The organism is Acidovorax sp. SDU_ACID1 (genome assembly GCF_045291395.1).
Classification (GTDB): Bacteria; Pseudomonadota; Gammaproteobacteria; order Burkholderiales; family Burkholderiaceae_C; genus MR-S7.
This window is the reverse complement of sequence record NZ_CP152342.1, coordinates 4,826,736-4,840,399: the sequence shown is the minus strand read 5'-3', so window position 1 is coordinate 4,840,399 and position 13,664 is coordinate 4,826,736. Positions and strand designations below refer to the sequence as shown.

11 protein-coding genes and 2 pseudogenes are annotated in these 13,664 nt (G+C 67.6%); 6 read left to right on the top strand and 7 right to left on the bottom strand.

The genetic code is table 11. The features are described 5' to 3' along the window. Positions 1–39: 39 nt before the first annotated feature. Complete coding sequence (locus AAG689_RS23515) at positions 40–885, bottom strand: GIY-YIG nuclease family protein (protein WP_406626396.1); 846 nt, start codon at positions 883–885, stop codon at positions 40–42. A gap of 42 nt (positions 886–927) precedes the next feature. Further along, positions 928–1,067: pseudogene (locus tag AAG689_RS23510) on the bottom strand (NERD domain-containing protein); the annotation flags it as partial. A 206-nt stretch (positions 1,068–1,273) separates the two neighbouring features. Here AAG689_RS23510 and AAG689_RS23505 point away from each other — a divergent pair. Beyond that, a pseudogene (locus tag AAG689_RS23505) lies at positions 1,274–1,768 on the top strand (IS30 family transposase); the annotation flags it as partial. Positions 1,769–1,911: 143 nt separating this feature from the next. Here the strand turns inward: AAG689_RS23505 and AAG689_RS23500 are convergent. Further along, positions 1,912–2,250 (bottom strand): DUF4124 domain-containing protein, encoded by a 339-nt coding sequence (locus AAG689_RS23500; protein ID WP_406624019.1) that lies wholly within the window; start codon positions 2,248–2,250, stop codon positions 1,912–1,914. 5 nt (positions 2,251–2,255) lie between these two features. Further along, on the bottom strand, positions 2,256–5,156 hold the full coding sequence (locus tag AAG689_RS23495; RefSeq protein ID WP_406624018.1) for a DNA topoisomerase III: 2,901 nt from the start codon (positions 5,154–5,156) through the stop codon (positions 2,256–2,258). A gap of 104 nt (positions 5,157–5,260) precedes the next feature. Between AAG689_RS23495 and AAG689_RS23490 the strand changes: the two genes are divergently transcribed. Genes AAG689_RS23490 through AAG689_RS23480 form a run of 3 tightly spaced genes read left to right on the top strand, consistent with a single transcriptional unit; the run spans position 5,261 to position 7,307 of the window. Beyond that, entirely contained in the window at positions 5,261–5,791 is a 531-nt protein-coding gene (locus AAG689_RS23490) for an SET domain-containing protein (RefSeq protein WP_020229247.1), read from the top strand. Then, positions 5,788–6,615: a biotin--[acetyl-CoA-carboxylase] ligase gene (locus tag AAG689_RS23485; RefSeq protein ID WP_406624017.1), complete on the top strand. Its 828-nt coding sequence runs from the start codon at positions 5,788–5,790 to the stop codon at positions 6,613–6,615. Before AAG689_RS23490 ends, AAG689_RS23485 begins: the two co-directional genes overlap by 4 nt. Positions 6,616–6,617: 2 nt before the next feature. Further along, the gene (locus AAG689_RS23480; RefSeq protein ID WP_406624016.1) at positions 6,618–7,307 is read left to right on the top strand and encodes an SPOR domain-containing protein; all 690 of its coding nucleotides are present in this window, start codon (positions 6,618–6,620) and stop codon (positions 7,305–7,307) included. A 60-nt stretch (positions 7,308–7,367) separates the two neighbouring features. Here AAG689_RS23480 and AAG689_RS23475 read toward each other — a convergent pair whose 3' ends face one another. The 3 genes from AAG689_RS23475 to AAG689_RS23465 all read right to left on the bottom strand — a co-directional run bounded on the left by AAG689_RS23475 (position 7,368) and on the right by AAG689_RS23465 (position 11,403). Further along, positions 7,368–8,216 (bottom strand): N-formylglutamate amidohydrolase, encoded by an 849-nt coding sequence (locus tag AAG689_RS23475; RefSeq protein WP_406624014.1) that lies wholly within the window; start codon positions 8,214–8,216, stop codon positions 7,368–7,370. 136 nt (positions 8,217–8,352) lie between these two features. After that, positions 8,353–9,552, bottom strand: coding sequence for an ABC transporter substrate-binding protein (locus AAG689_RS23470; RefSeq protein ID WP_406624013.1), 1,200 nt, complete (start codon positions 9,550–9,552; stop codon positions 8,353–8,355). A 189-nt stretch (positions 9,553–9,741) separates the two neighbouring features. Then, complete coding sequence (locus AAG689_RS23465; protein WP_406624012.1) at positions 9,742–11,403, bottom strand: sigma-54 interaction domain-containing protein; 1,662 nt, start codon at positions 11,401–11,403, stop codon at positions 9,742–9,744. Between the two features lie 236 nt (positions 11,404–11,639). Between AAG689_RS23465 and AAG689_RS23460 the strand changes: the two genes are divergently transcribed. Together AAG689_RS23460 and AAG689_RS23455 are read left to right on the top strand one after the other, a co-directional pair. Beyond that, a complete protein-coding gene (locus tag AAG689_RS23460; RefSeq protein WP_406624011.1) occupies positions 11,640–12,884 on the top strand; it encodes a CaiB/BaiF CoA transferase family protein in 1,245 nt (414 codons plus the stop codon). After that, complete coding sequence (locus AAG689_RS23455; protein ID WP_406624010.1) at positions 12,881–13,660, top strand: enoyl-CoA hydratase-related protein; 780 nt, start codon at positions 12,881–12,883, stop codon at positions 13,658–13,660. The genes AAG689_RS23460 and AAG689_RS23455 overlap by 4 nt, the downstream gene beginning before the upstream one ends. Positions 13,661–13,664: the final 4 nt, after the last annotated feature.

The following is a 13,664-nucleotide window of genomic DNA, read 5'->3' as shown; positions in this document are numbered from 1 at the left end:
CCGATGGCCATGGGACGAGTCGTGTACTTAACGCCTGAGTTATACGGCCTCGAGTTGCTTCAGGGTTTTCCCATTGGCGTCCTTCCATGCGGTTCGACCATTTGCAGTGCCGCCATGAATTACCGCCGCTGCTGCACTTGGGCTCGAGAATTCGTGATTCTTGGTGAACACAAAGTACCCCTCGGCCAGCGCCAACACGCCATCTTTGAGGAGCTGTTCACGAGCGTTAATGACCCAGGGGTAGTCTTTAGCTGAGGGACGAAGCGAGGGAACAGCCTGCGACTGAGCAAGCACCACGATGCCGTTTGGCGTGAGGTGTCCGCTGGCTTTGAGACCACTGATCTCACAGAAAAGGAGCCGCGCCTCTTCTTTAGACTCCGGTGGGGCGGCGATGGGTACCAGCACTTCCACCCCCAAAGCGGGAAGCAACTGTTCGATCTTCTTAAGGAAGATTTCCATATCCGCGCGATCAGATTCGGGAAGCTTTGATGTAGTTGCCTGAGAGTTCGTCAGGCCCGTCCGGCCGGCGAGCTTTGCCAGTTCGATGATCCGGCCTTCAAGGTAGCGGATATGGGACTTGGTGAGGTTCTCGTCTTTGCTGGTGAAATAAACGACGTGGTTCCAGAAGTCCTTGTCTACGTGCTGCTTGAGCCGCGATTGAATCGACTCTGCTTCGCCAATATAAACGGCTGGGCCACCGGACAATGGGTCTATGCCAGTGAGCAAGTAAACGCCGACATTAGCCGCCTCCTCACGCATAAGGAGCTGATCGAGCTCCGTGCGCGGGCCGGCGACGGCCTTCCCCGACCAGTTGGAAATCTCACCAGTCCGCAGACGCTTCGGGTCACCATGGGGCAGGTAGATTTTGATCGTGGCGCTAGGCATGTGTGTTGTCCGTATAACGTTTGACATCAGAGGCGCCGACCGGCTCTGCTTGGGGCCAATAAGCACGTCCCACCACTGTAGGTAGTCGTCCTCCAGTTTCTGCTCCAACCGCTCGGTCAGTCTGCGTTCTCCCTTGCATGCGGCCCGCGCATGCACCGAAGGCAGGGGACCAACGTCGCCATGCCACCTCTTGCTACTCCGTTGGTTTCACCCAGAAACACTTTATAGACAGTGAAACTGATGGGTAGCTGACTTTAACCCCGGGTGAGCGTCACGTACGTTAACCGCTGGAGCTGGGCGGATTGATAAGGCGGTATCAAACCTGAAGTGCAACACCTGAACCTCAGGTAACTTGCACAGATGACATCCCGATGACCCACACCAGAGCGTGTCCCACGAAACCATCTACAACGCCATCTACGCCTATCCCCGCGGGGAGCTGAAGAAGCAGTTGCTCGCCTTGTTGCGCCAGGGCCGCAGCGGGCGCCGCCCCCGCTCGGCCGGCCAGGACCGGCGCGGACTGATCCCCGACATGGTCAGCATCCACGTGCGCCCACCCGAGGCCGACCACCGGCTCATGCCCGGGCACTGGGAGGGCGACCTGATCAAGGGCGCCAACAACCGCTCCGCCGTGGGCGTACTGGTCGAGCGCAGCACGCGCCTGGTGCTGCTGTGCCGCATGCCCGATGCCACCGCTGAATCGGCCCTGGCGGCCTTCACGGCCAAGCTCAACCAGGTGGCCCGGCCCATGCGCCAGACGCTCACCTACGATCAGGGCAAGGAGATGGCCCGCCATCGCGAACTCGCCCAGGCCACGGGCGTGCGCGTGTACTTCTGCGATCCACACAGCCCATGGCAGCGCGGCAGCTGCGAGAACATTCACTGAGACGGAAACTCCCTCTCAATCGAGGTGTTGCACTTCAGGTTTGAGACCGCCTAACAAAAACAACCTCTAGCGCTTATTCAGCAAGCACAAGTAGCTACCAAATTTGATTTTCCGCACTGTGCGGCGGTGAGGGCTCCGGTTTAGCGGCCAGGCAAGGAGGTGACCGCTCCACCCACCACCATCTCCCGGCTCCCCGGCGGGCAAGGCTGGTCGGTGTAGGTCACCTGATCGCCCTTGACGCATTTGCGCGGCTGGGCGATGGGCTCCGATGCCGCGCCCGCCGCGCCCTGGGCTGCGGGCGCCCGCTTGCCCTGCGGCAGGGTGTCGGGGCCGGGGCGGGTGGCCTTGCGCCATAGCTGCGCGGCCCAGGGGCCGGCGTGGGGCGTCCACTGGTCGGCGGTCCACCAGGCCGCCACGCCGCCCGCGATGGCGGCGGCGGCCAGGCCGCCCCAGAAGATGCGCTCGCCCCGGCTCAGCATGGGCTTCAGCCCAGGTGCTGCCCCAGCACGCCAGCCAGTTCGAACATGCCGATGCTGTCCTTGCCGAAGACGGCGCGCAGCTTGTCGTCGGCGAGGATGGTGCGCTTGTCCTTGGGGTCCTGCAGGTTGTGGGCCTTGATGTATTCCCACATCTTCTTGACGGCCTCGGGGCGGGCCACTGGTTCGGCGCCGATCACGGCGGCGAGTTGCGCGCTGGGCGCCTTGCCGGCGGCGGGCTTGCGCGTGGCAGTCTTCTTGGCTGCGGGCTTGGCGGCTTTTTTGGCAGCAGCGCTTGCCTTGCCTGCGCTGGCAGCTCCTGTTTTCGCAGCAGCGGCGGTCTTGCGCGGGGGGTATTTGGATTCGCGCTGCTCGAACTCGAAGTTGACCTTGCCGGCCGCCGCGTCCCAGGCCAGGAAGGCCTTGAAGGGGCGGCGCGTGCGGTTGGAGATGAACTTGTCGAGCAGGTCGGTCTTGCCGGTGTCCAGCAGCTTCTTCATCTGAGCGGGTTCCACGGGCTGCTGCAGGATGACCTTGCCGCTCTTGAAGTTGCAGCTCGGCGTGGGCTGCTGCGCGGTGGGCACGGCCTTGGCGCAGACGTAGTTGCCGCCGTGCTCATAGACGGGCGCGCCGCAGACGGGGCATGGGCCCAGGCTCTCCTGGCCGGTGAAATCGACGATCTCGCCCGATTCCTCGTTCTGGTCGTCGCCGAAGTCGAATTCGAGCTTGTAGTTGCCCGCTTCCTCGTCGCGCGCGATGGTGACTTCGGCCGTGAAGGGCCAGCCGGCCTTGGAGCGGAAGCCCTCCAGCGGGCCGATGCGGCGCTCGCGCAGGAGCTGCTCGGCCTCGGCGGTCTCGAACGTGCGCCCGGCGGGCGACTTGGTGAACGAGAAGCCGCAGCCTTCGCCGTTGCCGCCCGCGCCCGTGCAGGCATAGCGGCGGTAGTTCTCCTTGACCACGCCGCCGCAGTTGGGGCACGGCGCGGCGAGTTGGGCGTAGTCGCCGGGGACGGTGTCGCGGTCGTATTCCTTGGCCTTCTTGACGAGCTTCTCGGTCATGGCCTGGATCTGCTGCATGAAGGCTTCGCGGCTCAGCTGGCCCTTTTCCATCTGCGCGAGCTTGTATTCCCACTCGCCCGTGAGGTCGGCGCGGCAGAGTTCCTCCACCTGCAGGCCGCGCAGCAGCGTCATGAGCTGGAACGCCTTGGCGGTGGGGATCAGCTCGCGGCCTTCGCGCAGCATGTATTTCTCGGTCAGCAGCCCTTCGATGATGGCCGCGCGCGTGGCGGGGGTGCCCAGGCCCTTTTCCTGCATGGCGCTGCGCAGTTCCTCGTCCTCCACCTGCTTGCCCGCGCTTTCCATGGCGCCGAGCAGCGTGGCTTCGGAGTAGCGCGCGGGGGGCTTGGTCTTGAGCGACTTGACCTCGGCGAATTCGGTGTGCGTCATCTCGCCGGGCTTCACGGCCACCAGCGGCTGGCCCTTGTCGCCGGCCTTGCCGTCCTCCACCTCGTTGGCAGCCTCCTTGCCGTAGATGGCGAGCCAGCCGGGCTTGACGAGCACCTTGCCCTCGGTCTTGAACGAGTGGCCCACGACCTGGCTGATGCGCGTGGTGACCATGTATTCCGCGCTGGGGAAGAACACGGCCATGAAGCGGCGCACGACGAGGTCGTAGAGCTTCTGCTCGGCATCCGACAGGCCGCTGGGCGCCTGCGTGGTGGGAATGATGGCGAAGTGGTCGCTGACCTTGCTTTTGTCGAAGATGCGCTTGGAGGGGCGCACGTAGTTGTCGTCGAGCGCCTGCTGCGCGTAGGGCGCGAGGTGGCGCATGCCGCTGGTGGCCAGCATGCCGAAGGTGTTCCTGGCCACGGGCAAATAGTCTTCAGGCAGCGCGCGCGAGTCGGTACGCGGATAGGTCAGGGCCTTGTGGCGCTCGTACAGGCTTTGCGCCAGCGCCAGCGTGGTCTTGGCAGAGAAGCCGAACTTGCCGTTGGCTTCACGCTGCAGGCTGGTCAGGTCGAACAGCAGGGGCGAGGCCTGCGTGGTGGGCTTGCTTTCCTCTGTGACGGTGGCGGCCTTGCCGCGCACGGCGTGGGCGATCTCCTCGGCCTCGCGCAGGTTCCACAGGCGGTCGGCGCGGCCCTCGGGGTCGTCGGTCTTCTTCCACTTCGGATCGAACCACTTGCCCAGGTATTCGCCCGCCTCGGCGTGGAAGCCCGCATGGACTTCCCAGTAGTCGCGGCTGACGAACTTGCGGATCTTTTCCTCGCGCTCCACCACCAGCGAGAGCGTGGGCGTCTGCACGCGGCCCACGGTGGTGAGGAAGAAGCCGCCGTCGCGCGAGTTGAACGCCGTCATGGCCCGCGTGCCGTTGATGCCGACGAGCCAGTCGGCCTCGCTGCGGCTGCGCGCGGCATGGGCCAGGCCCTGCATCTGCTGGTCGCTGCGCAGGTGCGCGAAGCCGTCGCGGATGGCCTGGGGCGTCATGCTCTGCAGCCACAGGCGCTTGACGGGCTTGCCCAGGGGCTTGGCGCCGCCCGCGTACTGCTCGATGAGGCGGAAGATCAGCTCGCCCTCGCGCCCCGCGTCGCAGGCGTTCACGAGGTCGGTCACGTCCTTGCGCTTGGCGAGCTTGACGACGGCGTTCAGGCGGCCCTTGGTCTTGTCCACGGGCTTCAGGTCGAAATACGGCGGGATCACCGGCAGGTGGGCGAAGCTCCACTTGCCGCGCTTCACGTCGAATTCCTCCGGTGCCTGGATCTCCACCAGGTGGCCCACGGCGCTGGTGACGACGTACTGCTCGTTCTCGAAATACTCGTCGTGCTTGTCGAACTTGCCCGCCACGGGCGTGAGGGCGCGCACGATGTCCTGCGCCACCGAGGGCTTTTCTGCGATTACCAGGGTCTTGGTCATTTTCTTGTGGGTCGATCTCGCCTGTCACGGCGCTTCTACAATCCGCTTCTCACGCGCGCACGCGCACGCATGTGTGTGCATATTCAAACTAACAGAGTTTCCCCATGCCCCGCCGCACCGCTCCGCCCGCCGTTCCCACCGCAGCCCCCGGCCGGCGCATCCAGGCGCGGCGCTCGGGCGTGCATGGCAAAGGCGTGTTCGCCGTGCAAGACATCGCCGAGGGCGAGGTGGTCATCGAGTACACGGGCGAGGTCATCAGCTGGCAGGAGGCCCAGGACCGGCACCCGCACGACCCCGCGCAGCCCAACCACACCTTCTACTTCCACGTGGATGAAGACCGCGTGATCGACGCAAAGTTCGGCGGCAACTCCGCGCGCTGGATCAACCACAGTTGCGACCCCAACTGCTTCGCCGACGAGCAGGACGGCCGCATCTTCATCACCGCGCTGCGCAACATCCGCGCGGGCGAGGAGCTGAACTACGACTACGGCCTGATCATCGAGGAGCGCTACACCCCGAAGCTCAAGGCCGAATACCCGTGCTGGTGCGGCAGCGAGAACTGCCGGGGCACGCTGCTGGCGCCCAAGCGCGGCTGGCGGCCGCCCCTGCCCGGCCCGAAGGGAGGCCGCGCATGAACGCCGCCGCGCACTGGCCGGCCGAGGCCCTGTGGGAGGCCATCGCGCCGCTGCTGCCCGGCTTCACGGTGGAGGTGCTCCCCTCCATCGACTCCACCAGCACCGAGCTCATGCGCCGCGCGCGCGCCGGGCGCATGGAGCCCACGCTGCTCATCGCCGAGGAGCAGACCGCCGGGCGCGGCCGCCTGGGCCGCCAGTGGCTCACCGGCGCCTACGAGGGCACGGGCGTGGTGCCGGCCCTCACCTTCTCGCTGGGGCTGCCCCTGGCGCCGCGCGAATGGTCGGGCCTGTCACTCGCCGTGGGCGTGAGCGTGGCCGAAAGCCTGCAGCCCGTGCTACCCGCCGCCGGCAGCGGCAAGCCGCGCATCCTGCTCAAGTGGCCCAACGACCTGTGGCTGGATGACGGCCGCAAGCTCGGCGGCATCCTGGTGGAGACGGCCAGCTTCACTGCCACGCCCGGCGAGCCGCGCTACGTCGTCATCGGCATCGGCCTGAACGTGCTGCCCGTGCTGGCCCCGGACCTGTCCACCCCGCCCGCCTGCCTGCGCGAGGTGGACTCCAGCCTCAACGCCGCCAGCAGCCTGCAGCGCCTGGCCCTGCCGCTGGTGCAGACGCTGCTGGGCTTCGCCGAGCACGGCTTCGCGCCCTTCCAGGCGCGCTTTGCGCAGCGCGACCTGCTGCTGGGCCGCGGCGTCACCTTGAGCAACGGCCAGCACGGCACGGCCCACGGCGTGAGCGAAGACGGCGCGCTGCTGGTGCACACGGCCGGCGGCATGCAGGCCGTCACCAGCGCAGACATCAGCGTGCGCCCCACGCCGGCCTGAACATGCTGCGCGTCGCCGTCCTCGTCCTGCTGCTGGCCAACGCCGGGTACTACGCCTGGTCGCAAGGCCTGCTGCGCGGCTGGGGCCTGGGGCCCGAGAGCGAGTCCGAACCGCAGCGCATGGAGCAGCAGATCGCGCCGGACAACCTGCGCATCGTGCCACCCGCGCGCCGGGAAACGCCCCCGGCCCCGCCCGCGAGCGCCCCCGCTGCCCCGGCCAGCCCGGCCGCAGCGGCCTCCGCCGAGCCCCTGGCCTGCCTGCAGGCCGGCGTGTTCGACGCCCGCCAGGCCGAAGCCCTGCGCGCCGCTCTGGCGCCGTGGCCCGAGGGCAGTTGGGCGATGGAGGCCACGCCCATCACGGGCCGCTGGATGGTCTACATGGGCCGCTTCGCCGACGAGGAGACGGTGGCCAAGAAGCGCGCCGAGCTGCGCGCGCTCAAGATCGGCTACGACCGCCCGGGCGCCGCGCTGGAGCCCGGCCTGTCGCTGGGGCGGTTTTCCACCGAGGAGGCCGCCCAGCGCGGCCTGGGCCAACTGGCCAGCCAGGGCGTGCGCACCGCCCGCGTGGTGCAGGAGCGGGCCGACGCGCCCGGCTACACGCTGCGCCTGCCCGCCGTGGGCGACGCGCTGCGCCCGCGGCTCGACGTGCTGCAGCCGGCCTTGGCGGGCAAGACGCTGCGCGCCTGCGGTTAAGAGCAAAATCAGCCTCCAGCGCTTTCTGGACAAGCGCAGGCAGCTATCGATAAGGGAGCATCAGCCGCGCGGGTCGGTGGCGAGCAACAGTTCCACCAGCGCCTGCAGGTCGCGCTGCAGCCGCGCGAAGCCCTCCGGCAGGATCTCCAGCGTCTGCTCGTCCATGTAGAGCTTGCGGTTGATCTCGATCTGGATGCCGTGGCGGTGCCGCGCCGGATCGCCGTAGCGGCGCACCAGTTCCACCCCCTTGTAGGGGTGGTTGTAGTCCACGCCGTAGCCCCGCGCGCGCAGGAAGTCGCAGACCACGCGCGAGAGCGCCGGGTCGGCCGTGGTGCCGTCGCGGTCGCCGATCACGAAGTCCGCATGGTGCAGGCCGGGGTGCAGGGTGGCGTGGCTGGCGGCCACGGCGGGCATGGAGTGGCAGTTGATGTGGATGCTGTAGCCGTGCCGCGCGTGGGCCGCGTCGATCTCGGCCGCCACGGCCGCGTGGTAGGGGCGCCAGCAGCGCTCGATGCGCGCGCGCACCTCTTCCACGGCGAGCTGGCGGTCGTAGATGGGCTCGCCCTCGTCGGTGAACTTCCAGACCAGGCCCTTGCCCAGGCGCACCTTCTGCAGCACGACAGGGTCGGTGGTCACGGGGTCGGGCCAGGGGGCGTCGAGCAGGGTCTCGTCCAGCTCGGTGGTGTCGCGGTTGGCGTCCAGGTAGATGCGCGGGAAGTGCGCCTCCACCCAGCCCACGCCCAGGCCCGGCGCGAAGGCGTAGAGCTTTTCGACGTGCGTGTCCTCGGCGCGCCGCAGCACGGGCAAGGCCAGCGCGGAGCGGAAGTCCTCGGGATAGACGGTGCCGCTGTGCGGCGAATCCAGCACCAGGGGCGTGCGCCCTGGGATATGGGTCAGCATGGCTTGCATGGGCAGATGCTCAGAATTCGATCGACCCTGATTCTGGCGCAAGCAGCTCCCGGTGCACCCTCTCGGTTTCACGCACAGCCGTGCGAAAAGCCCTGCCCCCGCCCGCGCGACGGGGCGGGCAGGCAGGGCTCGCGCGTCAGCCCTTGAGGGGACATGCGCTCTTTTCGAGCGGCTCGAACGCCTGGTCCCGGGGAATGACCCGCAGGATCTTGAGCAGGTCCCACTCGCCCTTCGACTCCGCGGGCTTCTTCGCCTCGGCCAGGTACATGTCGTGCAGCATGAGGCCGTTGGCGAGGATGCGCCCGTCCTTGGCGAAGAAGTCGTTGACGGGCGTCGCGCGCATCTTCTCCATGACCTTGTCGGCCTCTACCGTGCCCGCGGCCTGCACCGCCTTCAGGTAGTGCATGACGGCGGAGTACATGCCCGCCTGGACCATCGTGGGCATCATCTTGGTCTGCCCGTAGAACTTCTTGCCGAACGCGCGCGTCTCGTCGTTGTAGTCCCAGTAGAACGCCGTGGTGAACTGCAGGCCCTGCGAGGCGTTCAGGCCCATGCCCTTGAGGTCGCTGTCGAAGATCAGCAGCGGCGCCACCACCTGCTTGCCGCTGCCGAAGCCGAACTCCCGGGCCTGGCGCACGGCGTTCTGGGTGTCGCGCCCCGCGTTGGCCAGCCCGATTACCTGCGCCTTCGACGCCTGGGCCTGCAGCAGGAACGAGGCGAAGTCGGAGGCCGACAGCGGGTGGCGGATCTTGCCCAGCACCTTGCCGCCGGACGCCTCGACGACGCTGGCCGCGTTCGCCTCGAGCGCATGGCCGAACGCATAGTCGGCGGTGATGAAGAACCAGTCCTTCTTGCCCTCGTCCACGATGGCGCGGGCGGTGCCGTTTGCCAGCGCGTAGGTGTTGTAGACGTAGTGGATGCCGTAGGGCGAGCACTGCTTGCCCGTGAGCTCGGTCGTGGCCGAGCCCGCGAAGATGCTGATCTTCTTCTTGCTCTCGCCCAGCTTCTGCAGCGCCAGGGCCGAAGCCGAGTCGGTGGATTCGATGATCATCTCGACGTTCTGCCGGTCGAGCCATTCGCGGGCGCGGGTCGAGGTGATGTCCACCTTGTTCTGGTAGTCCGCGCTCAGGACCTCGATGGGGCGGCCCAGCACCGTCCCGCCGAAATCCTGGACCGCCATCTTCACGGCGGTGACGCCACCCGGGCCGCCGATGCCCGAGTAGACGCCCGTCATGTCGACGATCGCGCCGATGCGCAGGGGCTCGGCGGCCTGCGCCCAGGGGCACAGGGCGGCGAGCAAAGTCAATGCGCCAAGGCGCGCTGCAGAGGAATTCATGGATATCTCCTGTCTTTCGTTGTCGTGGCGGACCGGAAACGACATGCCGGGGCCGCTCGCGGCTCCCAGGCGCAACATCCATGCCAATGGTTCGCGCACGCTTCTTCCCCTGGGAAAGCGCCGCTGCGGTGTCTTCGGGCTGCAGGCGAATACACCCGGCGTGGAAAAACATGTAGCCGCGAAGGACACTCAGTCCACGCCGCCGGGCTCCTCCTCGTCCAGCATGCTCAACCGCTTGTAGAGGTAGGAGCGCGAGATGCCCAGCTCTTCCGCCACGCGCTTCTTGTTGCCCCCGGTGCGGCGCATCGCCTCCACGATCATTTCCGACTCGACGCGCTCCCGGGTTTCCCGCATGTCCGCCTTCGGCCTGTCCGGCTCGCGGGCGGGCCGCCAGCCCGGTATCTTGTCGGTCCCTTCGAGGTCTTCGAAATCCGCGGCAGAGAGCGTTCGGCCGTCGCAGAAGATCGCCGCGCGCTCGACGGCATGCTGCAGCTGGCGGATGTTGCCGGGCCACGCGCTCGACTGCAGGAACCGGATGGCCGATTCCGAGATGGACTTCCTGGGCGCGCCGTGGCGCAGCGCGAAGGCTTCGAGGAAGGCCTCCACGAGTTCCGGGATGTCCTCCAGCCGCTCCCGCAGCGCGGGCAGGCGCAGCGTGACGGTGCTGATGCGGTAGAACAGGTCCAGGCGGAAAGACGCGCTCGCTATCATGGACTTGAAGTCCCGGTTGCTAGCCGAGATGAGCCGGAAGTCGGACTGCCGCGCCCGGTCGCCGCCAAGGCGCTCGAACTGCCCGTCCTGCAGCACGCGCAGCATCTTGACCTGCATGTCCAGCGGCATGTCGCCGATCTCGTCGAGGAACAGCGTGCCGGAGTCGGCGGCCTCGAACTTGCCCTTGCGGCCCTTGCGGTCCGCGCCGGTGAAGGCGCCCGCCTCGTAGCCGAACAGCTCGCTTTCCACGAGGTTGGGCGGCAGCGCTGCCGAGTTCACCAGCACCAGCGGCTTGTCGCTGCGCGGGCTGAGCATGTGGATCGCATGGGCCACCATCTCCTTGCCCGTGCCGCTTTCCCCCGTGAGCAGCACCGGTACGTCCAGAGGCGCCACGCGCAGGATGTCCTCCTTGAGGCGGCGCACCGCATCGCTGCGTCCGATGATCTGGTCGAGGCCGTAGCTGCGGTTGCGCAGGCCCGAGAGCTCGCGGCGGTAGAAGGCCAGTTCCTGCTTCACCTGCGCCAGCTCGCCGGTCAGCGCGCGCATCGCCTCGGGCCCCTTGAACATGACCTGCCCGATGGCCGCCACCACGCGCCCGCCCCGGTCGAAGACCGGCAGCCGCGAGACCACGCGCGTCACGCCGTTCATCTCCTGCAGCTGGGCCACTTGCCCCTTGCCGGTGGCCACCACCTCCTGCAGCTTGGTGTTCTCGATCACCGAGGTGACGGGCCTGCCGAAGCTCTCGCCGTGCTTCAGCCCGAAGAACTTCTCGTGCACCGGGCTCATGTAGGTGATGCGCGCCGACGTGTCGACCACCACGATGGCCTTGTAGGGGTCCGTGACGAAGTGCCGCAGGATGTCCGGAGCTGCGTCCACGGCGGCGATGAACTCGCTGAGCTCATCGCCCTCCGGCAGCGCGAAGACCAGGAAGCAGACCGCTTCCGGCGAGGGAATGGCGGCCACGGTCAACGGGCGCTCCAGCTCGGTCAGCGTGACGAGGCGCTTGAGGGGGACGCGGTCGCGGTTGTGCCACAGCCGGCCCAGCGACCGGGCCACCAGTTCGTCCCGCCCCAGGCCGCAGGCGAACACCGGCGCACCCCCGGCGTCCAGCACCAGGACGCCCTCTGATTCACGTTTCATGTCTCCACCATCAGTCTTCGGTCAGTCAGCAGGGCCAAGTGTCTTCGATGACTACACAAGTGTCTTCCCGTCCGTTCTGAATACATCCGAAGGACACAGCAACGACAGGCCATCCGTGCCCACGGGATCCAGGCCCCGGCTCTGCATGCAATAGGGATGCCGAGTGCATGCGATACCGCCAAGCCTCTGGCACACCCCTTGCAAAGAAGGTGGCGGAGACGGCCAACCCACTCGACATGAGCACACTGAAAACACTTCCATACCAGGCGACAGGCGATGGCCTGTCCTACCTGAAAGGTGTTCGCGTACTGGACTTCACGACCTCCGTCGCCGGCCCCTACGGCACGCTGCTGCTCGCGGACCTGGGCGCCGAAGTCGTGAAGGTCGAGAAAAAGCGGGGAGGCGACGACACCCGCGCCTGGGGCCCGCCGTTCCTGGACGGCGAGTCGCTCTGGTATCTGAGCATGAACCGCAACAAGCGCAGCATCACCATCGACCTCGCCCAGCCCGAGGGGCAGGCGCTGGCCCGCGAGCTGGCGAAGGCGGCGGACGTGGTCGTGCTGAATGCGACACAGCGCGTGCAGAAGAAACTGGGGCTCGACCATGCGGCCCTGAAAGCCCTCAACCCCCGGCTCATCCACGTGTCGGTGACCGGATTCGGCCTGCAGGGCCCGCGCGCCGACCTGCCCTGCTACGACCTCATCGCCGAGGGCTATTCCGGCGTGATGCACCTCACGGGAGAAGCGGACCGGCCGCCGCAGAAGGTCGGCACGCCGGCCGCGGACCTGCTGGCGGGGCAGGACATCGCCCTCGCCACCCTGGCGGCTCTGCTGGAGCGCGGCCGCACGGGCGTGGGCCGGCAGATCGACGTGTCCATGGTCGCGACCATGGCGCGCTTCATGAGCCCCCGCATCGTGCCCTACCTCGGCTCCGGCGAAACGCCCTGCCGCTCCGGCGGAACCGATTCGGTGATCTCCATCTACCAGGTCTTCGACACGGCAGACCACCCGATCACCCTGGGCCTCGGCAACGACGCGATATGGCAACGCTTCTGGGACGCGGTGGGCCGCCCCGGGTTCGGCCGGCAGCCAGGGTTCGAGACCAACGCACTGCGGCGGCAGGCGCGCCCGGCGATCGTGCGCGCCATCGCCGAGCTGCTCGCCACGCAGACGCGCGCGCACTGGCTGGCGCTGTTCGCGCAGCACCGCATCCCCTCGGGCCCCATCAACGGCATCGACCAGCTCGTAGAGGACGCGCCGCTGCGCGAGGAAGGCATGTTCTTCGCCACCGAAGGCCCCCGCGGCCTGGTGCCGCAGGTCGGCCTCGGCATCCGCTTCGATGGCGAAAGCGCCGTCCTGCGCCACCCGCCCCCCAGTTGGGACAAGACACGCAGCAGGTCCTGGCGGACGTGCTGGCCATGTCCCCCGAGCGCATCGCGGCTCTCATCGATTCAGCCATCGTCTAAGAAGGAGACACCATGACATTCACCGAAATCCTCTACGAGGAAGACGGCCCCATCGGCACCATCACGCTGAACCGGCCCCACGACGGCAACATGTTCACCGAGACCATGTGCCACGAGATCCGCGACTGCATCAACGCCATCCGCCGCGAGACGCGCACGCGCGTGGTGGTCATCACCGGCGCCGGCGACAAGTTCTTCTGCACGGGCGGCCGCAAGGAGGGCATGGAGGACACGAACCTCTACGCCGGCGTGCTGCCCACGCTGGAGATGTACGAGAGCATCGACCGGCTGCAGAAACCCGTGATCGCCTCGGTCAACGGCTTCGCCGTGGGCGGCGGCAACGTGCTGCAGGTGGTCTGCGACCTGACCATCGCCAAGGAGTCGGCAGTCTTCCGCCAGGTGGGCCCGATGGTGGGCAGCTTCGACGCGGGCTACGGCACGTGGTACCTCGAAGACCTCGTGGGCAAGAAGCGCGCGAAGGACATCTGGTACCGCAACCCCAAGATGACGGCGCGCGAGGCGCTCGAGATCGGGCTGATCAACCGCGTCGTGCCCGACGCCGAGCTGGCCGCCGCCACGCGCGAATACGCGCTCGAAGTGGCCGAGCGCGGCGCCTTCGCGCTGGCCTCGCTCAAGAGCGCCTTCAACGCGCGCCACGGCGGCGTGAGCGGCCTCTCGCGCATGGCGCACGACCTGCTGCTGCGCGGCTACCTCAACACCGGCGAGCACGACGAGCTGGCAGCCGCCTTCGCCGAACGCCGCAAGCCCGACGCCTCGAAGTTCGGACACTGACGCC

Coding starts and splice junctions, on each gene's coding strand:
- AAG689_RS23500 (WP_406624019.1), bottom strand. CDS start 2,250: ATGCTGAGCCGGGGCGAGCGCATCTTCTGGGGCGGCCTGGCCGCCGCC.
- AAG689_RS23495 (WP_406624018.1), bottom strand. CDS start 5,156: ATGACCAAGACCCTGGTAATCGCAGAAAAGCCCTCGGTGGCGCAGGAC.
- AAG689_RS23480 (WP_406624016.1), top strand. CDS start 6,618: ATGCTGCGCGTCGCCGTCCTCGTCCTGCTGCTGGCCAACGCCGGGTAC.
- AAG689_RS23490 (WP_020229247.1), top strand. CDS start 5,261: ATGCCCCGCCGCACCGCTCCGCCCGCCGTTCCCACCGCAGCCCCCGGC.
- AAG689_RS23470 (WP_406624013.1), bottom strand. CDS start 9,552: ATGAATTCCTCTGCAGCGCGCCTTGGCGCATTGACTTTGCTCGCCGCC.
- AAG689_RS23460 (WP_406624011.1), top strand. CDS start 11,640: ATGAGCACACTGAAAACACTTCCATACCAGGCGACAGGCGATGGCCTG.
- AAG689_RS23455 (WP_406624010.1), top strand. CDS start 12,881: ATGACATTCACCGAAATCCTCTACGAGGAAGACGGCCCCATCGGCACC.
- AAG689_RS23515 (WP_406626396.1), bottom strand. CDS start 885: ATGCCTAGCGCCACGATCAAAATCTACCTGCCCCATGGTGACCCGAAG.
- AAG689_RS23475 (WP_406624014.1), bottom strand. CDS start 8,216: ATGCAAGCCATGCTGACCCATATCCCAGGGCGCACGCCCCTGGTGCTG.
- AAG689_RS23485 (WP_406624017.1), top strand. CDS start 5,788: ATGAACGCCGCCGCGCACTGGCCGGCCGAGGCCCTGTGGGAGGCCATC.
- AAG689_RS23465 (WP_406624012.1), bottom strand. CDS start 11,403: ATGAAACGTGAATCAGAGGGCGTCCTGGTGCTGGACGCCGGGGGTGCG.